Annotated in this window: 26 protein-coding genes; 15 read left to right on the top strand and 11 right to left on the bottom strand. The window is 39.2% G+C overall.

Annotated features, from left to right (window positions below):
* Window positions 1-78 precede the first annotated feature (78 nt).
* From Q2T41_RS05065 to Q2T41_RS05050, 4 genes are all read left to right on the top strand, one after another.
* Window positions 79-1,056: a polyprenyl synthetase family protein gene (locus Q2T41_RS05065; protein WP_089262376.1), complete on the top strand. Its 978-nt coding sequence runs from the start codon at window positions 79-81 to the stop codon at window positions 1,054-1,056.
* Between the two features lie 135 nt (window positions 1,057-1,191).
* On the top strand, window positions 1,192-1,755 hold the full coding sequence (locus Q2T41_RS05060) for an RNA polymerase sigma factor (protein ID WP_304435184.1): 564 nt from the start codon (window positions 1,192-1,194) through the stop codon (window positions 1,753-1,755).
* Window positions 1,742-2,497, top strand: coding sequence for a hypothetical protein (locus Q2T41_RS05055; RefSeq protein WP_304435183.1), 756 nt, complete (start codon window positions 1,742-1,744; stop codon window positions 2,495-2,497). Before Q2T41_RS05060 ends, Q2T41_RS05055 begins: the two co-directional genes overlap by 14 nt.
* Before the next feature lie 88 nt (window positions 2,498-2,585).
* Entirely contained in the window at window positions 2,586-3,668 is a 1,083-nt protein-coding gene (locus Q2T41_RS05050) for a hypothetical protein (RefSeq protein WP_304435182.1), read from the top strand.
* 60 nt (window positions 3,669-3,728) lie between these two features.
* Here the strand turns inward: Q2T41_RS05050 and Q2T41_RS05045 are convergent, their stop codons facing one another.
* The gene (locus tag Q2T41_RS05045) at window positions 3,729-3,986 is read right to left on the bottom strand and encodes a zinc-ribbon domain-containing protein (RefSeq protein ID WP_304435181.1); all 258 of its coding nucleotides are present in this window, start codon (window positions 3,984-3,986) and stop codon (window positions 3,729-3,731) included.
* Between the two features lie 67 nt (window positions 3,987-4,053).
* On the opposite strand from Q2T41_RS05045, the gene dnaG reads away from it, so the two are divergent.
* Window positions 4,054-6,033: a DNA primase gene (gene dnaG / locus Q2T41_RS05040; RefSeq protein WP_304437406.1), complete on the top strand. Its 1,980-nt coding sequence runs from the start codon at window positions 4,054-4,056 to the stop codon at window positions 6,031-6,033.
* A 70-nt stretch (window positions 6,034-6,103) separates the two neighbouring features.
* Here dnaG and Q2T41_RS05035 read toward each other — a convergent pair whose 3' ends face one another.
* Window positions 6,104-6,733 (bottom strand): response regulator, encoded by a 630-nt coding sequence (locus Q2T41_RS05035; RefSeq protein WP_089262364.1) that lies wholly within the window; start codon window positions 6,731-6,733, stop codon window positions 6,104-6,106.
* Between the two features lie 166 nt (window positions 6,734-6,899).
* Window positions 6,900-7,688 carry an NAD(+) synthase gene (gene nadE / locus Q2T41_RS05030; protein ID WP_304435180.1) on the bottom strand — a complete coding sequence of 263 codons (789 nt, stop codon included), beginning with the start codon at window positions 7,686-7,688 and terminating at the stop codon, window positions 6,900-6,902.
* 70 nt (window positions 7,689-7,758) lie between these two features.
* On the opposite strand from nadE, the gene gldB reads away from it, so the two are divergent.
* Window positions 7,759-8,736: a gliding motility lipoprotein GldB gene (gldB, locus tag Q2T41_RS05025; protein WP_449288630.1), complete on the top strand. Its 978-nt coding sequence runs from the start codon at window positions 7,759-7,761 to the stop codon at window positions 8,734-8,736.
* On the top strand, window positions 8,737-9,078 hold the full coding sequence (gene gldC / locus Q2T41_RS05020) for a gliding motility protein GldC (protein WP_089262358.1): 342 nt from the start codon (window positions 8,737-8,739) through the stop codon (window positions 9,076-9,078).
* Here the strand turns inward: gldC and Q2T41_RS05015 are convergent.
* The 6 genes from Q2T41_RS05015 to Q2T41_RS04990 all read right to left on the bottom strand — a co-directional run bounded on the left by Q2T41_RS05015 (window position 9,075) and on the right by Q2T41_RS04990 (window position 12,828).
* Window positions 9,075-9,734, bottom strand: a complete 660-nt coding sequence (locus Q2T41_RS05015) for a hypothetical protein (protein WP_304435178.1) — start codon at window positions 9,732-9,734, stop codon at window positions 9,075-9,077. The genes gldC and Q2T41_RS05015 overlap by 4 nt on opposite strands.
* Before the next feature lie 419 nt (window positions 9,735-10,153).
* Complete coding sequence (locus Q2T41_RS05010; RefSeq protein ID WP_304435177.1) at window positions 10,154-10,741, bottom strand: hypothetical protein; 588 nt, start codon at window positions 10,739-10,741, stop codon at window positions 10,154-10,156.
* 89 nt (window positions 10,742-10,830) lie between these two features.
* Window positions 10,831-11,466, bottom strand: coding sequence for a transglutaminase-like domain-containing protein (locus tag Q2T41_RS05005; protein WP_304435176.1), 636 nt, complete (start codon window positions 11,464-11,466; stop codon window positions 10,831-10,833).
* A gap of 137 nt (window positions 11,467-11,603) precedes the next feature.
* Complete coding sequence (locus Q2T41_RS05000; RefSeq protein ID WP_304435175.1) at window positions 11,604-11,999, bottom strand: group III truncated hemoglobin; 396 nt, start codon at window positions 11,997-11,999, stop codon at window positions 11,604-11,606.
* Between the two features lie 8 nt (window positions 12,000-12,007).
* A complete protein-coding gene (locus Q2T41_RS04995; protein WP_304435174.1) occupies window positions 12,008-12,352 on the bottom strand; it encodes a cupin domain-containing protein in 345 nt (114 codons plus the stop codon).
* A 92-nt stretch (window positions 12,353-12,444) separates the two neighbouring features.
* Window positions 12,445-12,828 carry a DoxX family protein gene (locus Q2T41_RS04990; protein ID WP_304435173.1) on the bottom strand — a complete coding sequence of 128 codons (384 nt, stop codon included), beginning with the start codon at window positions 12,826-12,828 and terminating at the stop codon, window positions 12,445-12,447.
* A gap of 421 nt (window positions 12,829-13,249) precedes the next feature.
* Here Q2T41_RS04990 and Q2T41_RS04985 point away from each other — a divergent pair, with 421 nt between their 5' ends.
* Complete coding sequence (locus Q2T41_RS04985; protein WP_304435172.1) at window positions 13,250-13,621, top strand: GTPase; 372 nt, start codon at window positions 13,250-13,252, stop codon at window positions 13,619-13,621.
* A gap of 277 nt (window positions 13,622-13,898) precedes the next feature.
* On the opposite strand, the gene yihA is transcribed toward Q2T41_RS04985, so the two are convergent.
* Both yihA and Q2T41_RS04975 read right to left on the bottom strand, forming a co-directional pair.
* Window positions 13,899-14,519 carry a ribosome biogenesis GTP-binding protein YihA/YsxC gene (gene yihA / locus Q2T41_RS04980; RefSeq protein ID WP_304435171.1) on the bottom strand — a complete coding sequence of 207 codons (621 nt, stop codon included), beginning with the start codon at window positions 14,517-14,519 and terminating at the stop codon, window positions 13,899-13,901.
* An 11-nt stretch (window positions 14,520-14,530) separates the two neighbouring features.
* On the bottom strand, window positions 14,531-15,295 hold the full coding sequence (locus Q2T41_RS04975) for an alpha/beta fold hydrolase (RefSeq protein ID WP_304435170.1): 765 nt from the start codon (window positions 15,293-15,295) through the stop codon (window positions 14,531-14,533).
* 261 nt (window positions 15,296-15,556) lie between these two features.
* On the opposite strand from Q2T41_RS04975, the gene Q2T41_RS04970 reads away from it, so the two are divergent.
* From Q2T41_RS04970 to murD, 7 genes are read left to right on the top strand one after another with little or no spacing between them, the layout of a single operon-like run.
* Complete coding sequence (locus Q2T41_RS04970; protein ID WP_089262342.1) at window positions 15,557-16,030, top strand: division/cell wall cluster transcriptional repressor MraZ; 474 nt, start codon at window positions 15,557-15,559, stop codon at window positions 16,028-16,030.
* Window positions 16,020-16,922 carry a 16S rRNA (cytosine(1402)-N(4))-methyltransferase RsmH gene (gene rsmH, locus Q2T41_RS04965; RefSeq protein WP_304435169.1) on the top strand — a complete coding sequence of 301 codons (903 nt, stop codon included), beginning with the start codon at window positions 16,020-16,022 and terminating at the stop codon, window positions 16,920-16,922. Before Q2T41_RS04970 ends, rsmH begins: the two co-directional genes overlap by 11 nt.
* Before the next feature lies 1 nt (window position 16,923).
* Window positions 16,924-17,250, top strand: a complete 327-nt coding sequence (locus Q2T41_RS04960) for an FtsL-like putative cell division protein (protein ID WP_089262485.1) — start codon at window positions 16,924-16,926, stop codon at window positions 17,248-17,250.
* On the top strand, window positions 17,251-19,257 hold the full coding sequence (locus Q2T41_RS04955; protein WP_304435168.1) for a penicillin-binding protein: 2,007 nt from the start codon (window positions 17,251-17,253) through the stop codon (window positions 19,255-19,257).
* A complete protein-coding gene (locus tag Q2T41_RS04950) occupies window positions 19,254-20,717 on the top strand; it encodes a UDP-N-acetylmuramoyl-L-alanyl-D-glutamate--2,6-diaminopimelate ligase (protein ID WP_304435167.1) in 1,464 nt (487 codons plus the stop codon). Before Q2T41_RS04955 ends, Q2T41_RS04950 begins: the two co-directional genes overlap by 4 nt.
* Window positions 20,718-20,751: 34 nt before the next feature.
* Complete coding sequence (gene mraY / locus Q2T41_RS04945) at window positions 20,752-21,972, top strand: phospho-N-acetylmuramoyl-pentapeptide-transferase (RefSeq protein WP_089262334.1); 1,221 nt, start codon at window positions 20,752-20,754, stop codon at window positions 21,970-21,972.
* On the top strand, window positions 21,973-23,307 hold the full coding sequence (gene murD, locus Q2T41_RS04940) for a UDP-N-acetylmuramoyl-L-alanine--D-glutamate ligase (RefSeq protein WP_304435166.1): 1,335 nt from the start codon (window positions 21,973-21,975) through the stop codon (window positions 23,305-23,307). It abuts the gene before it with no gap.
* Window position 23,308: the final 1 nt, after the last annotated feature.

The raw sequence follows: 23,308 nt of genomic DNA, 5'->3' as shown, positions 1-23,308 counted from the left end.
GTTCATTGTCATTATATCCTCTCTGAGTACTGTTAACTGCTAGCTTTTGACTAATTTTATCCTTCTAATAAACCGCATCTGAAAATAGTAGCGCAAATAAAGGAACCTGTATATAAGGAAATGGAGTTGTTTGAATCCAAGTTTAGGGATTCAATGACCTCAAAGGTGGCGTTGCTCAACAGGATTACATATTATATAGTAAATCGTAAAGGCAAGCAAATGCGGCCTATGTTCGTATTTCTTACCGCAAAATTATTGAACAATGGTGAGGTCAATGAGCGTACTTATCGTGGTGCATCGGTTATTGAACTGATACACACGGCCACATTGGTACATGATGATGTGGTCGATGAAAGTAACAAGCGTAGGGGCTTCTTCTCCATAAACGCCCTATGGAAGAATAAGATTGCGGTCTTGGTCGGCGATTATCTTTTGTCCAAAGGTCTCTTGTTGTCAATAGATAATGGTGATTTTGATTTGCTTAAGATTATCTCAGTAGCCGTTCGTGAAATGAGTGAAGGTGAGTTGCTTCAAATAGAAAAAGCAAGGCGCTTGGATATTACCGAAAATGTTTATTATGATATTATTAGGCAAAAAACGGCAACCCTAATAGCAGCATGTTGTTCTTTGGGCGCTTGCTCGGTTAAGCCGGAAAGTAAGGATGTAGAAGCGTTCAGAAAATTTGGTGAACTTTGTGGTATGGCCTTTCAAATTAAGGATGACCTGTTTGATTATGGAGCCCAAAAAATAGGTAAACCAACAGGCATAGACATTAAGGAACAAAAGATGACCTTGCCGTTAATCTATGCATTGAACAACAGTTCCAAAAAAGAAAAAAGTTGGGTTATCAATTCCATAAAAAACCATAACAAGGATAAAAAACGGGTAAAGGAAGTTATCGCCTTTGTTAAGGAAAAAGGTGGTTTGGATTATGCTGTGGCTAAAATGCTGCAATACCGGGATCAGGCATTGCAACTGCTACATTCCTATCCGGAATCTGATTATAGGGCCGCCTTGGAACTTATGGTAAATTATGTAGTAGATCGTAAAAAGTAAATTTTTTACGATTTTCTTATTTATTTAATTTACTGATAAACAATACGTTATAAGTTTATTTAAAAAATAAATAATCTTCAGGCAACTATTGTGTAAAATATTGCGTCTAGTTAAATAGAAGACCAAACCAATATTGTGAAAATTATACCTTTTTATAAAAACGAAAAGCAGCTTGTTAAAAAAGCTTCATCCGGCAACCGAGATGCCCAAGAACGTTTGTATAAAAAACATGCGCCAAAAATGTTAAGTGTCTGTAGGCAATATATTAAGGATGTACATTTTGCGGAAGACGTTATGGTACAAGGCTTTCTAAAAATGTTCAATAAGTTGAACACATTTAATTTTGAGGGAAGTTTTGAGGGTTGGTTAAGAAGAATAATGGTAAGGGAAAGTATTTCCTACTTAAGAAAGCAGCAGTTTGTGGTGTATGACGATGAGGTGTATGAAAATAACCAATCTACCACAATAGCACAGGGTACGGATTTGGATACGGAACATATTCAGCAACTAATAGATGCTTTGCCGCAAGGTTATAAAACGGTATTTGTATTGTATACCGTAGAAGGGTATAAACATAAGGAGATTGCGGAAATGCTGTCCATCACGGAAAGTACATCAAAGACACAATTGTTAAAAGCGCGAAAGTTGCTACAAGATCAATTAAGACAACAAAATATTATAGGGTATGGAAACCGATAAATTTGAACAACATATTAAAAACAAGTTGCGTGAGCGTGAAATTAGTCCATCAGATAAGGCTTGGGCTTCAATTTCCTCGGAACTGAAAACAGATACGCAATCTAAAAGTCCGGTATATACTTGGTTGGGCATTGCCGCAAGTGTAGTCATTATTTTAGGAGTGGCTTTGTTTGTAATGCGGGGTGAAAAAAATGTAGACCAATTGCCGGTAAAGGTGGTGGATACTGAAAATGAACAGGTATTGAAACCAAAAACCATTTTAAAAGAAGAACGTATACTGGACGAACCAGAAGAGAAGATTGTGGCAAAATCCAATAATTCCAACCCTAAGTTAAAGGATAGGGAAGTGCCTGCATATGTTGCTGTTGAGCGGCAAAGACCTAAGGAAGTTAATGAATTGGATGTAGCAACTGTACTGCAAAAATCTACTAACGAAGTCAATCCTAAAATAGAAATACCAGAAGAGATTATAAATACACAGGTGGCTCTTGTTGTGGCCCAGGTAAATGATTTGGAACAATATAATACCGTTACAGATGCCGAAGTAGATTCGTTATTACAACGGGCTCAGGACGAAATTCTTAGGAATAAAATTTTTAATACCGATAAATCTGTCAACGCTATGGCTTTGTTGACAGAGGTTGAAGAAGAACTTGATCAATCCTTCAGAGACCAAATATTCAATTCATTGAAAGCCAGTTTTATCAAGGTACGTACTGCGGTGGCGGACCGTAATAATTAATCAATTTTAAATCGTTTTTTCTTTATTCCTATAATTTGCTATAGGGACAGGGATTGGAGTTTATTCATCAAAAAAAAAATCAATCAAAATGAGAACAATTACAATGTATGCAGTAGTATTGCTAACCCTCTTTATCGTACATAATGCAGTGGCGCAAGAGGGTGATGAAAGCAAAGTTGAACTTTTAGAGGCCCAAAAGGCTAAGATTGCACAACAGGAAAAATTAGCCTTAAAAGAAGAGGTAGAGGCTATTTCCAAAAGGGTAGAGAGCGGGGAGATTACCTTGGACGAGGCGAATGCGTTAAAAATGAAAGCGGCGGAGAAAAGGGCGTTGAACATAGAGAACAGGATAGCTATTATTGATAATAAGATAGCCTTGTTGGATAGAAATGGTACGGAAAACCTAGAGCTGGATACGCTTAATTTTGGAACCAGGTTAGAAATAGGTTATGGCGGCAGAAGTAATGATGGTGAGCGTATATTTGGAATTAGTATCAAGGAAAATCCAAATAGGAAAAAAGTAATTTATGATAGACGTACTTATTCTGACCTTGTTGTAGCTATTGGTTTAAATAATGCAATAATTGAAGGACAGTCGCTTGATGACTCTCCGTACAAAATTGGCGGAAGCAGATTTTTTGAAATGGGTTGGCAATGGAGAACACGGGTATTCAAAAATACCAATTTCCTAAGGTTCAATTATGGCTTCTCATTTCAGTTCAACGGTTTAAAACCTAAGGACAATCAATATTTTGTTTCATTGGAAAACGGTCAATCAGTATTACAGGAATTTGATTATGAGTTGAACAAGTCCAAACTTAGGATAGACAACTTGGTATTTCCTATGCATTTTGAGCTGGGGCCGTCAAAATATACCGCTAGCGAAAAAAGTATTAGGTATTCCTTAAAGAATCAGTTTCGTATTGGATTAGGTGGATATGCAGGGTTTAATTTAGGTACACGACAAAAATTAAAATATGAAATAGATGGTGGCCGTGTAAAGGATAAGCTAAAACGTAGTTACAATACCAATAATATAATTTATGGATTAAGTGCCTATGCAGGGGTAGAGGGTGTTCTTTTGTATGTAAAATATGATTTAAATCCAATTTTCAAGGATGCTGCCGTTGAACAACGAAACGTCTCCTTAGGATTGCGGTTTGATCTATAATTGGTATAGCATAGTGTTTATTGAACATTACGGTCATGGAACTGGATACAATTGCCGGTTTTATGACCGTTGTTTTAATAGCAGCAAATCCTCTAGCATGGTATTGGTAAATTCATTTTCATAAAAACCTCTTTTGCAATGGCTGCATTCTGCCATTACGGTACTGGAAATTTTAAAAAGTTTGATCCAGAACAGATGAAAATAGTTAGTGTGCGTTACCACCGTTAGGGTTCCTCTTTGTTCGCAATAGGGGCAGTATGTGTTTAAAAGTTTAATGGTTTCCGGTTTACCGGGCCTAGTGCCAAAAAATAGAATCATTTTATTACTTTTGAGGTTCTAAAATACATAAAAATTGTTCCCCGTTTTAGGGAAATTAAGTGTCTCCATGATTTCAAAAAACACCATAGATCAAGTATATGAAACTGCCCGTTTAGAGGAGGTTATTGGTGATTTTGTACAATTAAAGAAGTCGGGTTCCAATTTTAAGGGGCTAAGTCCTTTTAGTGATGAGCGTACACCAAGTTTTATGGTATCTCCCGTAAAACAGATTTGGAAGGATTTTAGTAGTGGAAAAGGGGGTAACGTGGTTGCATTTTTAATGGAGCACGAACATTTTACCTATCCGGAAGCAATTAGGTATCTGGCCAAAAAGTATAATATTGAGGTAGAGGAGACAGAACAGTCCAATGAGCAGAAAGAGCAGGCAAACGAACGGGAGAGTATGTACCTTGTGTCAGAGTTTGCACAAAAGCATTTTAAGGAAATGCTGTGGGATACGGAATTGGGGAAGGCCATTGGTCTTAGTTATTTTAAGGAGCGTGGATTTACAGATGAGACCATCAAGAAATTTGAGCTTGGATATTGTTTGGATCAATGGGACGGTTTTACCGTTGCGGCATTGGACATGGGATATAAATTGGAGTACCTTGAAAAAACCGGACTTACCATTGTAAAGGAAGACCGGGACAACCCTAATACGTCAAGAAAGTTTGACAGGTTCAAGGGTAGGGTCATGTTCCCCATACATTCCTTGAGTGGCCGTGTTTTGGGTTTTGGGGGGCGTATTCTAACCAATGATAAAAAGGCGGCCAAGTATCTTAATTCGCCGGAAAGTGATATCTACCATAAGAGCAAAGTACTTTATGGAATATACCATGCCAAGCAAGCCATTGCAAAAGAGGATAATTGTTATTTGGTTGAGGGGTATACGGATGTTATCCAATTTGCACAAAAGGGAATTCAAAATGTGGTGTCGTCCAGTGGTACTGCGTTAACACCAGAGCAAATTCGCTTGATAAACAGGCTTACCAAAAACATTACAGTACTGTTCGATGGTGATGCGGCAGGATTACGGGCGTCCATAAGGGGTATTGATTTAATATTGGAGCAGGGAATGAACGTTCGTATCTGTACTTTTCCTGAAGGGGAAGATCCTGACAGTTTTGCCAAGCATAATGAACTAGAGGAAGTACAAGCTTATTTAGAATCCAACGCTAAGGATTTTATCCAGTTCAAGGCATCTTTATTGGTAAAGGAGGCATCTAACGATCCCATTAAAAGAGCGGACACGGTAAGGGATATTGTAAACAGTATCGCAAAAATTCCCGATCGTATCAAAAAGGAAATATATATTCAAGAATGTGCAAGCATAATGAATGTTTCTGAAGCGGTACTTTTTAATACGTTGGCCCAGATAGACAAGAAGGGGGAGGCCAACATCAAAAAGGAATATAAAGAAGAACAAAAGGCCTTTGAGGTGGTCCGTAAGGATGCCGCGCCGGAAGCTGTAGATGTGCAATATGTATTGGAGCGTAAGATTATAGAATCCTTAATGCTTTATGGTGATCAGAAGGAGGAGTTTGAGGATTTGGTGCTCAAGGAGAATGAATCCGGTGATTTGGTGTTAGAGCCGGAGTCTTTGGAAATTAAAGTGTACGAGAAAATCTACTTGGACCTTCAGGAAGATGAAATTGAATTGGCCAACGAGGATTTCCGTAATATGTACTATAAACTGATAGAGTCATTGAACCAAGAAAAGGAATTTTCCATTAATACGTTTGTAAACAGTCTTGATCAAGAAATGGCCAATCAGATTTCCACTATTTTAATGGACGAGGAAAAGTATACGTTGCACAATTGGGAGAGCAAGGATATTTTTCCTAAAAAAAAGGAAGTTGGTATTGCCCAATTGGTCAGTGAGACCATACTGACCCTACGCTGTTTCTTGATTAAAAAACGAATGGGCGCATTGCAACAAACAACAGAAGATATAACCAAGGATAACCGTGAGGCCTTGGAGGAGATTATGAACTATATTCAATTGAACAAATTGCTGAATCAAAAATTGAACAGGGTATTATCTTAAAATAATATATTTAGGCAAAAAAAAGACCCGCCAATGGCGGGTCTTTTTTTACACTAATAGTAGTAGGAATTTAGTACAGCTCAAGCGCTTTGGCCTGTTGTAATAAATCTACCATATTGTCCACATTTAACTTTTTCATTAAACGTGCTTTATAGGTACTTACCGTTTTTTCATTTAGGTTCAAACCTTGTGCCACTTCTTTGTTGCGCTTGCCACTGGCCAAGAGTTTCAATACTTCTATTTCCCTGGTCGATAATTTTCTAAAGAATCTACGTGGTTTTTTAGTTCCTTCATCAAAGGCAAGTCGCTGGGCAAGTTCATTGGTAATGAACATGCTTCCTTCACTTACTTTTCTTACTGCGGCGGTAATGTATTCAATTCCTGAAGATTTGGATAAATACCCAAATGCACCCGCTCTAATGGCACTTAGGGCATATACATCTTCAGACTGCCCACTGTACATTAGTACTTTTACGTCGGCATATTCTTTTTTGATTTTTCGCAATGCTGCTATTCCGTTAATTTCAGGAATATCCATTTCTAGCATGACAACATCGGGGGTTGTGTCTTTAAGTTTTTCGAAAAGCTCTTCGGTGGTAGCCACCTCATCTATCAATTCAAATCCCTCAGCGGATTCTAGAACCGTCCTAACTCCCATTCTAATTATAGGGTGGTTATCCGCTATTAATACTTTAATCATTAATTATTGGATTTTTATAGATTTTTAAAAACCTATGGTCTAAAAAGACTACATGCAATGTAAGGCTTAAAATTCTAAATTAGAAGCCAAAAATGCACTTTTTTCACGCTATATAGATATTTAACGCTTTATTTTCGATTTAATTGCCTGATTCATAGTTGAATTGTCATTTTAAAGATTCTGGTATCTCACAAACGGGTATTGGTAACATTTTGTGTTGGTTCATGGTATTGAGTTTCATGAAAATGGTGAACACTTCTTTTTCCCTACCTTCAAAATCCGCGATTGTGCGGCCTTCGTCCTTCATGTTCATGGCCCATTCCAACTCTGGATAACTCGCCCCGATCTGGTCCTCGTCCGTACGATCGTCTCCCCATAAACCGTCCGTTGGAGCGGCCTTTATAATTTCCTCGTTTACACCCAAAACCTTTGCAATGGCGTATACTTCTGTCTTCATTAAATCTGCAATAGGACTTAAGTCTACCCCACCATCACCATATTTGGTATAGAATCCTACGCCAAAATCCTCTACCTTGTTTCCGGTACCTGCCACCAGGTAGCGTTTTAATGCCGCAAAGTAATAAAGGCTGGTCATGCGCAGCCTGGCCCTGGTGTTCGCCAATGACATAAAACGTTCCTCTTCGTTTTCAACCGGAGGAAAAGCATCTACCAACGAATCAAAAACCGGCGTTAGTTGAACCTCTTTTCTTTTTACGTTACTAAAATTCTTCTGTAGCCAATCTATATGTCTAGATGCCCGATCAGATTGATTTGCCGCTTGGTGTATAGGCATTTCCAAGCACAACAGGTCCAATCCCGTTTTTGCACAAAGGGTCGAGGTTACGGCAGAGTCAATACCCCCGGATACTCCAATTACAAATCCTTTCTGTTTGGCATTCGTAGCATAATCCCTTAACCAATCTACAATATGGTCAATTACTTTTTCAGTTTGCATACCGCTCCAATTATTTGTTTAAATAAATTAACTTTGCCTTAAAAATAAGTTGAACACCGTGAAAAATAAAATGTATTGTAAAATACTTGGCAGGGTAAAACCTATTTTTATGCTATTGTCAGTTTTCTTGATAATTTTTAGCTGTAATAACAGTGATAAAACGGCTCAGGAGATAGCGGCAATACCTTTAGAGCTTTCCATTTCCCGTTTTGATCGGGAATTTGCATCTTCTGGAGAAGACGGCTTGCCCGCATTGCGCCAAATGTACCCATATCTTTTTCCGGCCCCAGACAGTGTTTGGATAGCCAAAATGAACGATTCTTTACAGGTAGAACTGTTTCAAGAGGTAGGTAATGCCTTTAATAGTTTTGAAGAGGAAGAAGAAGGCTTGGTGCAATTATTTAAACATGTAAAATATTATTTTCCGGAATATACCGTGCCCAAGGTCATCACCGTAACCAATGATGTGGATTATAATAATCGAATTATTTTGACCGACAATATTTTGTTCATTAGCCTTGATAATTATCTGGGTCCAGAGCATAAATATTATGGGGGGTTTCAGCGCTATATTGCAAAAACCCTAGATCGCGGTTTTATGCTTAGTGATGTAGCCAGTGCCTTTACCAAACAAGTGGTACCACGTCCTAGGGACAGGACTTTTTTGGCCCGCATGGTCTATTTTGGCAAGGAACTGTACCTTAAGGACAAGTTGTTGCCCAATATGGAGGAGCGAAAGAGAATAGGGTATACCGAGGAGGAAATGGATTGGGCCTACGCAAATGAGGAACCCATGTGGAGAAATTTCATTGAGAACGAATATCTGTACAGTACGGAAAACAAATTGAATCAGCGTTTTTTAGACCCCGCACCCTTTTCAAAGTTTGGACTTGAGCTGGATAATGAATCGCCCGGTAGGTTGGGTCGTTTTGTGGGGTGGCAAATTGTACGTTCGTTCATGGAGAAAAATACCGTAGGCATTAAACAAATGCTGACCATGCCTGCAGAGGAAATATTTAAAAAATCGAATTACAAACCAAGAAATTAAATGGCAGATTTACATACTTCGGAAATAACTTTACGTGTAGGATTGGATGAAAATAGGGTGCCCGAAACATTGAACTGGTCCGCACAGGATGGGGGCGTGGAAAACGAAGAGGCAAAGGCCATGTTATTATCGGTTTGGGACAGTAAGAACCAAGAATCCTTGAAAATAGATTTGTGGACCAAAGATATGCCGGTAGATGAAATGAAAACTTTTTTTCATCAGACCTTGGTATCTATGGCAGACACTTTTTTAAAGGCTACCCAAGATGAGAAAATGACCGCTACCATGAAAGATTTCTGTGACTACTTTGCGGAAAACCTAAATTTAAAAGAACAAGGCTAAGCGGATTTCAATTTCTTTTTTCCTTTTGTTTTCTTGACCCAATAAATGATATAGGCGGTACCTAAAACGGATGGTGTAATCCATGCCCACAGGGTGTCTTGATGCATTCCGGCGACAATGAATGCTGTTATGGAAGCTATAAGTGCGCCCAACATTCTGCTAAGGTGATTAATTAGCCAAAGTTTACGGTTTCTTAAAGAGGTTTTGTACAGTTTAAAATCTCCATAAGGCATAAATAAACCAAAGAGTCCAAAAATTAAAAATAGGATACTTTGGGAATACCCATGTACGAGCCCGTTAATACCAAAACCGATCATTAGTAAGGCGGAAAAGATCATGGTTATTGAAACCGTTAAATCAATTTTATTTGCCTTTTTCTTTTTGGTTGTTTTAAAGGTAAGTGCGCTATTGCCGGCCAAAACCATGTAAATAGTAAAAATGCCAATCAAGAATAAGAAGGTGTTATTGTGGTTGGGCATACAAGCTACTACTAAAGAGATGGCGGAACTTATGATCATTGACCATGAAAACCATTTTCCTAATCGCCTATGATTGCACTGCCCCTTTTTTACTAAAATACTTGCTATACCGGTAATAAGACCTAAACCGCCTAAAATGGCATGTATGTAAATAAACGTTTCAATGATGTTTTCCATGGGTGGTTGATTATTGTGTTTTCAAAGATGAAGTAATTAGTTTTGCTGAGATAAATATAACTACTCAATTGTGGGATTTTAATGCTGAGTTGAAGTTGGAAAGTGTTGAGTACTTAGTCTTAAGTAAAAAGTACAGGGTACGAGGTAAGAAGTATTAAATGAGAAAATAGAAATAAGAAAATAGACTTTTTCGTTAATGGGAATTTAGCAAAGCTAAATTTCCATTAACGAAAAACCATCAACGAAAAACCATCAACGAAAAACCATCAACGAAAAACCATCAACGAAAAACCATCAACGAAAAACCATCAACGAAAAACCATCAACGAAAAACCATCAACGAAAAACCATCAACGAAAAACCATCAACGAAAAACCATCAACGAAAAACCATCAACGAACAACTATCAACCAAAAAAATCACTTCCTATTTTTATTAGGCTTACAGGTCATACAAAAGTCAGAAAGTTGATTTATTCCATCAATGACCTTGTTATGTTCTTTTATAAGAAGCTCGGTATCTTTGCCAAAATCAGTGGCTTTAAATACTTGGGCACTTACGGTATTCATTTCTTCTTGATACTCGTTAAAAATAGGTTGAAATAATTTGGAGTCGCTAAAAGCGCCTTTTTCCTCATATACTTTTTTCCTTATTTTACGGGCGTATAATTCTACCAGGTCAAAATCATAACGACCAAATTGCAATAATTGCTGGGCGGTAAGGGAGTCTGGCGCTACTAATACTGCTAAATTGGGATGGAATACCGCTTTGATCTTGCTGTTGAAATTTTTGGTAAACATAAACGAAACCGAATTCATGTTAAAACTGAAATCTATTTTTGAGCCGGAATAAATAGAGTAAGACGTTAATGCGGAATTGATCTCTGATTCCGGTGATCGGTAATCTGTCAATTGTAGTTCATAATCCGGTGTCCATTCTATGGGTTCTTGTGCGGTGGCCAAAGAAGAACAATATGCTAAAAAGATTATAATCAAAAAGTGCCTCACGTAAGTTTTAATTTGATAATCGAATGTACTACTAAAAGTAATTCTGTAAAGGGCTCTTGGGGATATAGGATATAAATGTTTGTTAAATATTAGAGTTGAAACTCAGTTTGGTCGGTATTGGCCGCAAAAATAGCGGGGTAGTGCTCGCGCGCATTGGCAATCATAAACGCTACGGGAACATCATCAAAATGACCATAGTCTTCCAAGTACTCCATAAACATAGTTCCTTCTTCATTAAAAGCCTGGAGTACGGCATCATTTTCACCGTCAAAATCTAAAGGGGCCACTTTGAGTATAGTGCATAAGGAAGCATTAAAGGTAGGGCTTAGCTTTAGCCATTTATCATTGATATAGGCATCCACCATTCCATGGGGCGTTAACTCGTTAGAACCAAATTTTTCGATCAGGCGTTCTACCGCAATATGGTTTTTGACCTTGGCCAAATGTAGTCTGGCCGGTATTCCCATTGCACGTAAACAGGATATCAAGAGAATAGATTTGTCCACGCAGTGTCCTTCCGTACGTTTTGCAATTGCACTGGCGCGGTACTTTTCCTTGTTAAAACTTAGGTTGTACGGGTCATAGCGCCACTGATCGCGAACTTTTAAAAATAAATGCTGGGCAATTTCTTTTTGGGATAACGAGGCTGACGGTACATTTGCAATAAGTTGCTGTATCTCATCACTTTTATAATCAAAAAAGTAAGTAGGGGAAAGGTAATCCATGCCTTGGGTTGTATGCAGATTAATAGTAATCCATTTAAATTATTACTAAATACTAATATACGGATTTTTTGACCGATTAGTGTAAGTGTCAACTACTAAGGCCCGCAGAATATCGATACGGTTTACTAATATTGCCCTCAAAGATTTCCTGGTCTACACTGCCAAATGTGTATATATTGGCCGGTAGACATTCTACGTGCCATTTCTTTTGCCTTGATAGCCAATGTGCCCTCGTAAAGTTCATCGATCGTTTGTAGCCATAAGTGTAGCCAATGTGCAAAATGATTTTGTGAAATGGTGTAGCTAAGGTTTTTGTCCACATTGGCGTGTTTTGCGGAAGGACTTCCCCTAAAGGTACGAAGTCCAAATAGGTTGGATTCCCAAAAGTCGGTAAGCTTGCTTAGATGTTCCGGCCATTGTTCATTGCTAATATGTGCGTTGAAAATGGGTCCTAACATAGCATCCGTCCTTATTTTGTCGTAAAATGTATGAACCAAATTGCTTACATCTCCTCTGTTGGTAATATCTTTCATGGTTGGTTTTATGAAGAGGTAATAACATGCTTTACACGCTCCGTTGTATTTGGTTTTGAAAGTGTTAGGTGCACTACGCTATCTGTACGCGCCGTTAAGTCATGCGGTACTTTCCCATCTAAAGTTAATAAATCTCCTTGCTTTAGGTCATATTCCTTGCCTCCTGTGCCAAAGGTGATTTCACCTGTTAAGATATGTACTATAATGGGGAAGGGTGCTTTATGTTCTTTCATGATCTGACCCTTTTTTAATGCAATGCGGATTTCTTTGGAAAAAGAAGTTTCCAACATGACATCCATGACTATTTTGTGGTAATTATAATTTGGTTTATCGTTGAAGGATGCTAATATCATACCTGTTTTTACCAAATATACATGGTAGCACAATTTCCTTAAATGACACTTGTCATACGTACGATGATATATCTTAATAAAGATATTTATTCTTAGAACAGGGCACGCAATTGAGTATTGCGGAGCATTATACTGGACCATACCACAATCCCAAAAATTACAGGAAACAAGGTGTTGCCCATAGGGTCGCCATGGATAATGTGGGTAGCTACAGCGCCTCCAAGCCAAGCTGTTAATAATAGGGCACCTATAAACATAGTCTTAGGAATGGCATATAATACGGTAGCTATGAGTAAAATAACGCCTAGGTACACTACGGAACCCTCCGGATAACCCATTGAAACGGCTCCTTCCACGGCCATTTCCGTTTGCATAAGATTGGTAATGGCACCCATTAAAAACATTAGTACAACTATTCCCTGTAATATGTAAGAGGTCCATAACATGCCCTTGGATACTTTTTTAGCAGTTTCCATAATATCGGTTTAATTGGTTTTTATTAATACAATGTACGGTAAAATTATGAAATTGAGATTGTTATATGGAGTTTAGGTTGAGGTTTAAAAGTAGTTGATTCTTATAATTTTTTGGAGGTTTATTGTTGCTATGGCCTTCCATTTTTTGTGGAATATTTAATGATTTTGCAATGTAATTATACCAATTTTAGTAGGAGTTACCTTAAGTGTGTCTTCTGAGAAATATAATAAAAATACTAAAAGTGATATGAGTATTAATTCTTGTTGCTAGTGAATCAAATGATTTTTTGACGATATAAAGACTAGTTGCTATTGCCAAAAATCAATATAAACTTTCAATGTTCATGTTAGAGGAATTTAGGGAAACCTGTAAAATGCCACAAGTTTTGTAGGGTGGTGGTATTTTTACGACCAAATAGTCATGTCAAAGAAAATTATGTTTATCTATAATGCCAATAGCGATACCGGTAGTAAAATGCTGGATTTCGCCCATAAAATAATAAATCCCGCTACCTACAATTGTTCCTTGTGTGCTCTTACCTATGGTACATTTACAGAGAACGTAAAGTGGAAAACATTCCGCGAAAACCTATTGGCCAAAGATTACCAACTGGAATTCCTACATAAAGATGAGTTCCAAAAACAGTATCAAAGCAAGTTTGGGCATAAGTTTACCTTCCCGGTCATTTTGATAGATACCGGATATGATTTAGAGGTATTGGTCACGACCGAACAGCTAAATGCCTTTGAAGGAGTGGAGGAGTTAATTGTTTCAGTTGGCAATATTCAGTAACAGTTCAAGGTGCCCGTATTTATAGTTTGTCGTTTGAATAAGCTTTTCTCAATCTAGTAATCGGTTGAATGTACGTTCAGGTTTTGGTTATCGGTTATTCTTACTCGGTCGATGAGCGTAGCTGAAGTGATGAGTGTTTCGTAGTTCTCGACTGCGCTCGAAGTGATATTTCGTTTTTAATAGAGTAATAAGTACTAAGTCTAAAATACAAGATACGAAGTACTTACAAGAACAACCATCTACTTAATACTAATAAAAGCGAAGCGTTTACCAGCCATCAACCATTCTTAGTTGCTTCAAAAAATTTCTCGTTAATGTCATCTATAAAAGCAAGAAGTTCTTCACGACCGGTACGGTGGCTAGAGCTGGTGACAAAATGTTGCGGGGCTTCTTCCCACATATCAGTGGTAAGGGTGGTCAGGTAGTTTTGAACTTCTCGCTCAATGGCCTTGGGCTTTAACTTATCTGCCTTGGTGAAAATGATTGCAAATGGTATGGCATTTTCACCCATCCATTGCATAAACTCCAAATCTATAGGTTGCGGGTCGTGCCTTATATCCACTAGGATAAAGGAACAGGCCAATTGCTCGCGCTGTAGGAAATAATTGGTTATGTATTTTTGAAAGGTCTTTTTATCGCGTTTGGATACACGTGCATAACCGTATCCTGGTAAATCTACCAAGAACCAATTGTCATTGATTTTAAAATGGTTGATCAGTTGTGTCTTTCCCGGCCTACCAGATGTTTTGGCCAAACTTTTACGTTCTGTCAACATATTGATCAATGAGGACTTGCCTACATTTGAACGCCCAATAAAGGCATATTCGGGTATAGGCTCATTGGGGCATTTGGCCACATCAGAGTTGCTCATTACAAAGTCGGCCGACTTTATTTTCATCTGTATAAAATTTAAAACTTGTTTTTCTCCAACCATGCGTCTAGTATGGTGTTGAACTCATCGGGGTGCTCCATCATTGGGGCATGCCCACATTTGTCCATCCAAAAGAGATCGCTGTTCGGCAATAGTTCGTCAAAGAGTTCTGCAACGTCCGGTGGGGTCACCGTATCGTTCTTGCCCCAGATAATACAGGTTGGTGTTTTCATATTGGGCAGGTCCTGTGCCATGTTATGCCTTATGGCACTTTTGGCGATCGCTAGGGTCTTGACCAGTTTAACGCGATCGTTCACTGTAGCGAACACCTCGTCCACTATCTCCTTAGTGGCTACTTCGGGATCATAGAACACATCTTGTGCCTTCTTTTTTATGAACTCGTAATCGCCACGTTTTGGATAACCGTCGCCCATGGCACTTTCGTACAGCCCGGAACTACCTGTAATGACCAATGCCTTTACTTTGTGTGGGTATAATTTGGTATGCAAGAGACCTATATGGCCGCCTAAAGAGTTGCCCAGCAGAATTACATCGTCCAATTCCTTATAATCAATGAATTTTTTTAGGTATTTGGCAAAATTCTTTACCGTGGTCTTCAACATCGGCATAGAATATAGGGGGAGTTCGGGAATAAGTATTTTATATCCTTTAGGGGGGAAATAAGACGTTACTCCTTCAAAATTGCTTAGACCGCCCATTAGTCCATGTAGGATAATTATGGGTTTGCCTTCGCCTTTCTCTATATACTTAAAGCCTCCGTCGTTAATCAATTCGTTTTCCATGCACTACTCATCATAATTGCCCAAATATAGGTAATTACCTAGAATAGCGTACAACTCTTTTTCATTAGGTGCATTACGGTTTACCAAGCAGTTCAAATTTTCCCGTATTGAAGGCTCAGTGGTAAATGACGGTCAAAAAAATGCTATCAGTGGAAAAAAGTGGTGCACAAATGAGGTAATTTATTAACAAAGTGGATTTTAGTGGTAAAATGTGGTAATAATATTTATATATTTGAGTTATATAAATAAAACCAGACCATTTTGGACATTTATTTCTTCGGGACATTCAATTGCAAGGCCGATGCCAAAGGGCGTATCATGCTCCCTGTTGCGCTGCGTAATCAAATGACGCCGATCCTGAATGAAGGTTTTTTTATCAAGAAATCGTATTACAATGAATGTTTGGAGCTATATCCAGCCCAAGAATGGTATAAGATCATGGCAGAAATGGACCAAACGAACAGATTTGATGAGGAAAGTCAACTGTTTCAAAGAATTTTCATGGACGGGCTACGTCCTGTTGAAGTAGATGGCAATGGTAGGTTGTTATTGGCAAAGGATGTTATTTCATTGGCAGGAATAACCAAAGAGGTAAAGATCGTGCCAATGCGAAAGCATTTGGAGATTTGGGATGTGGAGGCGTACGAAGCAACCATTTCCATATCCAAGGAAGAAAAGAAAAATTTGGTCAAGCGTGTAATGCTGAACAAAAAAGAGGATAAGGATGTATCATAATCCTGTGTTGTTGAAGGAGTCGGTAGACGGATTGGCCATTAAGGAGAATGGAATTTATGTGGACGTGACATTTGGTGGGGGCGGTCACTCCAAGGAAATATTGAAACGATTGGGTGCTGGCGGCAAATTGTTCGCCTTTGATCAGGATGAAGATGCGCAGGCCAACATTTTAGGAGATGAGAGATTTACGCTTATAGCGGAAAATTTTAGGTACATCACCCAATTTTTAAAGTTCTATGGCATACGGAAAGTAGATGGGATTTTGGCAGATTATGGCGTATCGTCACATCAGTTCGATCAGGCCGAAAGGGGTTTTTCTACCCGTTTTGATGCGGGATTGGATATGCGGATGAGCAAGCGCAACACATTGTCCGCCTATGATGTGGTCAATAACTATTCATATGATGATTTGCGTAAGGTATTGTTTGAATATGGGGATCTAAGAAATGCAAACGCCATGGCAAAGGTTATTGTGGCAAGTAGGGAAGAAGGTGCAATTGAAACTACCGATGCGTTAAAGCAGGTGTTGAGTCAGTTTTTGCCCGAGCATAGGCAACATAAAATATTGGCCCAGATTTATCAGGCCATTCGTATTGAAGTGAACGAGGAGATCAAGGTGATCAAAGAGTTTTTGGAGCAAGTGCCAGATCTATTGAATCCAAAGGGAAGGCTGAGTGTTATAAGTTATCACTCTTTGGAAGACCGTTTGGTAAAGCGCTTTATCAGGGCAGGACAGTTTGAAGGGGAGCCGCAGAAGGATTTTTATGGAAATATAGATGTACCCTTAAAAAAAGTTGGCGGATTGATCGTACCAACGAGAGAGGAGATAAAATTAAATAACAGGGCACGTAGTGCAAAATTGAGAATAGCGGAGAAAAATGACAAAAAGTAAAATGAAAACAGGGGTATTGGACCTCTTAAAAGGTAAGTTTTTGGTGAGTGGAGACTCTCCAAAAAATTGGCTGTTCATCATTTTTATTTCCTTTTTGGCAACTGTGATGATCAGTAGTTCACATAGTGCGGACCAGAAGGTTCATACCATCGCTTTATTGAACGAAGAGGTAAAGGAACTGCGCAACGAATTTGTAGATATGCGTTCAGATGTGCAGCAATTAAAATTGGAATCGAGCATAACGGACAAAATAGCGGAAATAGGTTTGTTTCCATCGGAAACGCCGCCGCAAAAAATAAGGGTAAAATCAATTAACGAAGAGCAGTAAATGGCCGCCAACGATAAAAGCATATTAAAACGACTTTATATAGTAGCAGGGTTCCTGGTGCTATTTGCCGGTGCTGTGCTGTTTAAGCTGGTGTCCATCCAAATTGTGGATGGCGAAAAATACAAGGCTTTGGCGGAGACCCGTACCTCGCACATCTTTACTATAGAGCCCAACAGAGGCAACCTATATTCAGATGACGGTAGCTTATTGGCAACATCGGTATCCAAGTATACCATTCGTTTTGATGCCGTTACCGTAAGCAATGAGGATTTCAAGGAAAACGTAAAGCCATTGGCAGATGCCTTGGCCAAACAATTTGGAAAGACATCTTCACATTACCAACAGGTTTTAAGAAAGGCCAAGGAAAATAAGAACAGGTATGCCCTTATCGTACGCGATCTTGATTATTCTGATTATATGGCCGTAAAATCCTTTCCGCTTTTCAATAAAGGTGCGTATAAGGGCGGTTTGATCATTGAGCAAAAGACCAAGCGTGAGCATCCTTTAGGAAAAATTGCCGAGCGTAGTGTAGGTTACGAGCGTGTGGATAAGGACGGCTACCGTACCCGTGTAGGTATGGAAGGTGCTTTTGGTGAATATTTACGGGGTGTGGAAGGTAAGCGTGCTAAACAAAAAATTGCCAAAGGGCTTTGGAAACCAATAGGAACGGATAACATTATAGAGCCAAAGGATGGTTATGATGTGTACTCTACCATAGATATTAATATACAGGATATAGCCCACCATGCACTTTTGGGACAATTGGAAAAATATCAGGCCGACCATGGTACGGTCATCGTAATGGAAGTGAAGACCGGTGAGGTAAAGGCAATTGCCAACTTGGGGCAAACGCCAGAGGGTAAATATTATGAGCGCTTAAATTACGCTATAGGAGAGTCCCATGAACCGGGTTCTACCTTTAAGTTAATGAATTTGGTGGCCGCTTTAGAGGATAGAGTGGTAGATACCAGTACGGTAATAGATACCGAGAACGGAAAATGGAAAATATACAGGCATTGGGTAAAGGATTCCAAACATGGCGGATATGGAAAAATTTCCGTGGCCAAGGCTTTTGAGGTGTCCTCTAATACCGCTTTTGCCAAAATGATACATAACGGTTATAAGAATGATCCGGAAAAATATGTAAACCGCCTAATGGGTATGGGTATTCATAAAGAGTTGGGTTTGCCCGTTCGTGGAGAGGGAATTCCGGTATTGCGGTACCCTGGCGACAAAGGCTGGTCTGGTTTGTCATTGGCACAAATGGCCTATGGGTATGAGGTATCCATGACACCGCTGCAGACCTTGGCATTCTATAATGCTATTGCCAATGATGGCGAAATGGTGAAGCCAAGACTATTAAAAGAGGTCAAGGAATGGAACAAATCCATCAAAAGATTTGATAAGGAAGTGCTGAACCCTGCCGTTTGTTCCCCACAGACCGTAAAGAAAGTGCAACAGATTTTAAAGGATGTAGTCGAGAAGGAATATGGTACGGGCCATGGTATGTATTCCCCCAATTTTTCAATGGCCGGTAAAACAGGCACCACACAGACCAATTATGTGTCCAAGGACAAGAGCAAATATGAATATATCTCATCTTTTGCAGGTTATTTTCCGGCGGACAATCCTAAGTATTCCTGTATTGTGGTAATCCATAAGCCGGATAAGAGTGTTGGTTACTATGGCGCAGATGTTTCTGGGCCGGTATTTAAGTCGGTAGCGCAAAAGGTATATACAACATCGCCATTAACGAGTGAGGTAGATGTGGAGAACATACAGATAGCCGATGCCGAAAAGGCATACCAAGGATATTATAAAAAGGCACAGCAGCAATATGCACAGGTGCCAAACGTAAAGGGTATGAGCGGTATGGATGCCGTTGCCATACTTGAAAATTTAGGTATTGAAGTAGAGGTAAGGGGCAATGGAAAGGTAAAACGACAGTCCATCTCAAAAGGCACGGATTTAAAGACAGTCAAAAAAATTGTATTGGAACTGATATGAAATTATTGAAGGACATATTATATGGTGTACATCTTACTGCGGTTAGCGGTACGACCTCCTGTGATATAGCTTCAATATGCTTTGATTCACGTCAGGTAAAGAAAAATGATGTTTTTGTAGCCATAAAGGGTACGTTGACAGATGGTCATAAATATATAGATGCGGTAGTTAAGGCAGGTGCTAGGGCTGTAATCTGTGAGGAATTGCCGGATACCATGCAAGATGAGGTTACCTATGTAGAGGTAGAGAACGGGAACCAGGCCTTGGCGGTCATGGCATCCAACTACTATGGCAATCCGTCAAAAAATTTAAAATTGGTTGGGGTTACGGGTACCAATGGAAAAACAACGGTGTCCAGCCTACTTTATCAATTGTTTAAAAAAGCAGGCTACAAGGTAGGGTTGTTGTCCACGATAAAGATTATGATAGATGATGCGGAATACCCTACCAAGCATACTACCCCAGATGCTTTGGTCATCAACAAGTACTTGGAAATGATGAACGAGGCCGGTGTTGAATATTGCTTTATGGAAGTAAGTTCGCACGGTATACATCAAAAAAGAACAGAAGGTTTGGTATTCGAGGGTGCGATTTTTACAAATCTCTCCCATGATCATTTAGATTATCATAAGACATTTGCGGAGTACAGGGATACGAAAAAGAAATTGTTCGATCAATTATCCAAATCTGCCTTTGCACTGACCAATATTGATGATAAGAACGGTCTTGTCATGTTACAGAATACCAAAGCAAGGAAGTTTACCTATGCCTTAAAGAATTATGCGGATTATAGGGCGCAGATTTTGGAAAATCAGTTTGATGGCCAATTGTTAAAAATCGATGAGCACGAACTATGGACCAAGTTGATCGGTCATTTTAATGCCTATAATATGCTGGCCATTTTTGCCACGGCAGATTTATTGGGACTGCAAAAATTGGAAACCCTACGTCTGATTAGCGAATTGGACAATGTAGACGGAAGGTTTCAATATTTTATATCAAAAAACAGAATTACGGCTATTGTTGATTATGCCCATACGCCGGACGCTCTAAAAAATGTGCTTGAGACAATCAACACGTTGAGAACTGGAAATGAAAACGTCATCACCGTTGTGGGGTGTGGTGGCGATAGAGACAGATCTAAGCGTCCGGTAATGGGCAATATCGCTGCGGATATGAGCAATAAGGTCATATTGACATCGGACAATCCTAGAACGGAATCCCCAGCAGAGATCATTGCGGAAATGGAAGCCGGTGTGGAGCCCCAGCATTTTAAGAAAATCCTTTCCATAGTAAACAGGGAGCAAGCTATAAAGACTGCCTGTCAACTTGCCAATGATAACGATATCATTCTAGTAGCGGGGAAAGGGCACGAGACCTATCAGGAAACCAATGGTGTTCGTGTAGATTTTGATGATTTTAAGATAGTAAAGGAAGTATTGAACAACCTAGATAAATAACCTTGGCCACATAGGGTCAAAACCAAATAGATATATGTTAACCTACCTGTTCGAATATTTAGAAAAACAATACCAGTTCCCCGGGGCTTCGCTATTTCAGTTTAGCACGTTTCGCGCGGCAATGGCCATATTGTTTTCCCTAATGATCGCGACGGCTTTTGGTAAGCGTATTATTTTGTTTTTGCAACGGCAGCAAGTGGGCGAGACTATTCGTGACCTAGGGCTGGAAGGGCAAAAGCAAAAAGCGGGTACGCCAACCATGGGCGGCATTATTATTATAATGGCCACCTTGATTCCCGTACTATTATTTGCCAGATTGGAGAATATCTATATCATTCTATTGGTATTCACCATGTTATGGATGGGGGCTATTGGCTTTTTGGATGATTACATTAAGGTGTTTAAAAAGAACAAGGAAGGTTTACAGGGCAGGTTTAAGGTGTTGGGCCAGGTAACCTTAGGACTTATAGTAGGTGCAGTGCTATATTTTCATCCGGCCGTTACCATGCGCGATCATGATAAGACCATCATTACTAGTGAATATACCGTAGAGCAGGTTAAGGGGGCGGAAATTAAATCTACTATGACCACGGTGCCCTTTTTTAAGAACAATGAATTTGACTATGGTTATTTAATAGAATGGGCCGGAGAAGGAGCCACACAATATGCATGGTTGTTGTTTATCCCTATTATCATCCTTATTGTAACGGCCGTCTCTAACGGTGCAAACCTTACGGATGGTATTGATGGTCTTGCTGCAGGTACTTCTGCCATTATCGTCTTTACTTTGGGCATATTCGCTTTGGTATCGGGTAATATTATATTCTCTGACTATTTAGATATTATGTATATACCAAGGGTTGGTGAACTATTGATTTTTATCACTGCTTTTGTAGGGGCCCTGATAGGTTTTTTATGGTACAATGCTTTTCCGGCCCAAGTATTTATGGGTGATACGGGTAGTTTAACCATAGGTGGGGTCATTGCGGTGATAGCAATAATCGTTAGAAAGGAATTGTTGATTCCCGTCCTGTGCGGAATATTCTTTGCCGAGTCACTTTCGGTAATGTTGCAGGTAGGGTATTTTAAATATACACGGAAAAAATACGGAGAGGGCAGACGTATATTTTTAATGTCGCCCTTACATCATCATTATCAGAAAAAAGGATATCACGAAAGTAAGATCGTAACACGGTTTTGGATTGTGGGCATACTGTTGGCCATTATTACCATAGTTACATTAAAAATTAGATAGATGGCGATGTTGGTAGTGCTTGGCGGTGGGGAAAGTGGAGTAGGAACCGCCATTTTGGGATTGAAAAAGGGATACGAGGTTTTTGTGTCCGATAAAGGAAAGATAAAGGAAAAATATAAAAACGTTCTTGAACATTTTGGAATTGACTGGGAAGAGGAAACACATTCTGAAGACCGTATCTTAAAAGCCGATTTGGTAATGAAGAGTCCGGGTATACCGGATAAAGTTTCCTTGGTAAAAAGACTGGTGGAAAAAGGGATTCCGGTAATATCTGAAATTGAATTTGCATCAAAATACACCGATGCAAAAATTATAGGTATAACGGGGAGCAACGGAAAGACTACCACGACCATGTTGACCAACCATATTCTTGCCGAAGCAGGTTTAAAAGTGGGTATGGCAGGGAATATCGGACATAGCTATGCCAAGATGGTGGCAGAAAACGATTTTGAGTACTATGTGCTGGAGATCAGCAGCTTTCAGTTGGACGGTATTGTAGATTTTAAACCTCACATAGCGATTATTACCAATATTACGCCAGACCATTTAGATCGGTATGAATATGAATTTGAAAACTATATCGCATCGAAATTTAGAATAGCGGAAAATCAAGATGAGTCAGATTACTTGATTTATGATGCAGACGATGAAGTATTGGTACAATGGCTCAAGGAGCACCCGGTCAAATCGAAATTAATGCCTTTTTCATTGAAAGAGGAATTTAAAGAAGGAGCATTTTTAGTACAAAACGAGATAATAATAAAAACAACAACAGACACTATTAGCATGATTAAAGACACTTTGGCCTTAGAAGGTCAGCACAATGTAAAGAACACCATGGCAGCTGCCACGATTGCAAAATTAATCGGTATCAGAAAAGAAACGATTAGGGCATGTGTGTCTAATTTTCAAGGGGCGCCGCACCGTTTGGAAAAAGTACTGAAAATACATCATGTAGAGTATATCAACGACTCCAAAGCCACTAATGTAAACGCGGCATATTATGCCTTGGATAGTGTAAAGACCCCAACTGTATGGATCGTGGGCGGTGTAGATAAGGGCAATGAATATATGGAATTGATGCCGTTGGTGCGTGAAAAGGTAAAAGCCATTATATGTCTTGGGGATAACAATGAAAAAATAAAGGATGTTTTTGGCAATGCCGTAGATCTTTTGGTAGAGACTTTTGCCATGGAGGAAGCGGTAAAGGTAGCTTATAAAATAGCGGAACGTGGTGATACCGTCTTATTGTCACCGGCGTGCGCAAGTTTTGATCTTTTTGAAAATTATGAAGATCGTGGAAATCAATTTAAGAACTGTGTAAGGAATTTATAGG

The sequence above is a fragment of the Maribacter confluentis genome, assembly GCF_030505015.1.
Taxonomy (GTDB): domain Bacteria; phylum Bacteroidota; class Bacteroidia; order Flavobacteriales; family Flavobacteriaceae; genus Maribacter; species Maribacter sedimenticola.
Note: the sequence above shows the minus strand (reverse complement) of the source record. Positions and strands in the feature narration are given on the sequence as shown.